Raw genomic sequence first — 1,721 nt, 5'->3', positions numbered from 1 at the left:
CGCGATCCTCGCCTACAACATGAAGCGGATGATCCGCCTGTTCGGCGCAACCTGGCTCATCCAGGCCATTCGAGCCTGAAGCGGTCCACCGCGCCGCCGTCATCATCCTGCCGACCAGCGCTGGCGACCACGATCAATGCGTTTTGACACGGCCTCGGTCGAGGCTGTGTCAAAAGTCCGGTCTGAGATAGACTTGGGGCCTGATCTGCGGAGGCCAGCATGGGTCGGTTCGTCGAAGGGCAGGACCGTCGGCAGTCCTGGTTGCTGCCCAGTTCGCTGGACGATTATGTCACCGCGGACAATCCGGTTCGCGTGGTCGAGGTCTTCATCGACGAACTCGATTTGGGCGCCCTCGGCTTCACGCGCTTCGAGCCCGCAGCGACGGGGCGGCCTGCGTATGATCCGGCCACGCTTCTGAAGCTCTACCTCTACGGCTATCTCAACCGGGTGCCGTCGAGCCGGCGGCTTGAGCGGGAGGCACAGCGCAACATCGAGGTGATGTGGCTGACCGGTCGCTTGGCGCCCGATCACAAGACGATCGCCAACTTCAGGCGCGACAACGGGCCTGCGATCCAGGCGGCCTGTCGGCAGTTCGTGGTGCTGTGCCGGGATCTGCAGCTCTTCGCCGGGGCGACCGTCGCCGTGGACGGCTCGAAGTTCAAGGCGGTCAACAACCGGGACCGCAACTACACCGTGGCCAAGGTCGCCAAGCGCCTGGAACAGGTGGAGGCCAGCATCGCCCGCTACCTCGCGGCGCTTGACCGAGCGGATCGGGAGGGCAACGACGTGCCCGAGGCACGGACGCAGCGGATCGGTGAGAAGATCGCCGCCCTACGCCGCCAGATGGCCTTCCTGCGCGAGATGCAGGGGCAGGTAGAGGCCGCGGACGACGGACAGGTCTCGCTGACCGACCCGGACGCGCGCTCGATGGCGACGAGCGGGCGCGGCACCGGCATCGTCGGCTACAACGTCCAGATCGCAGTCGATCCCGAGCATCATCTCGTCGTCGCCCATGAGGTCGTCAACGAGGGCCACGACCGCACCCAGCTCGTGCCAATGGGCGGTCGGGCCAAGCAGGCCATTGGCGCGGAGGAGGTCACGGTCCTGGCCGATCGCGGCTACTACAGCGGCGACGAGGTTCTGGCCTGCGAAGGCACGGGCGTCCTGCCGGCCATGCCGCGGGCCGACACGTCGGGTCGAGCCAAGAAGGGGCTCTTCGTGCGCGCCGACTTCGTCTACGACGCCGCGGCCGATCACTACGTCTGTCCCGCCGGCGCTGTGCTGACGAAGTCCAACGCCCGCTCCGATCGACACGGTGACATCGACCACTACCGCAACCTGGACGCCTGTCATGCCTGCGCGATGCGGGTGCGCTGTACGACCGAGAAGTTCAAACGCTTCAAGCGCTGGAAGCACGAGGCGGTTCTGGAGGCCATGCAGAGACGGCTCGACGCCATGCCTGACGCCATGGCGATCCGGCGCGCCACGGTCGAGCACGTCTTCGGAACGCTGAAAGCCTGGATGGGCAGTACGCCGTTCCTGACGAAGGGCCTGAAAGGCGTGCGGACCGAGATGAGCCTCGCGATCCTCGCCTACAACATGAAGCGGATGATCCGCCTGTTCGGCGCAACCTGGCTCATCCAGGCCATTCGAGCCTGAAGCGGTCCACCGCGCCGCCGTCATCATCCTGCCGACCAGCGCTGGCGACCACGATCAATGCG

The 1,721-nt window shown here is 66.2% G+C and carries 1 protein-coding gene; it reads left to right on the top strand.

Annotation, left to right across the window (positions count from 1 at the left end):
- Window positions 1-219 precede the first annotated feature (219 nt).
- Window positions 220-1,659: an IS1182 family transposase gene (locus MKK75_RS06520; protein ID WP_244041799.1), complete on the top strand. Its 1,440-nt coding sequence runs from the start codon at window positions 220-222 to the stop codon at window positions 1,657-1,659.
- The last annotated feature ends 62 nt before the right edge of the window (window positions 1,660-1,721 follow it).

The organism is Methylobacterium sp. J-030, from assembly GCF_022829545.1.
In the GTDB taxonomy this organism is placed as follows: Bacteria; Pseudomonadota; Alphaproteobacteria; order Rhizobiales; family Beijerinckiaceae; genus Methylobacterium.
This window is presented reverse-complemented; position numbering and strand designations above follow the sequence as displayed.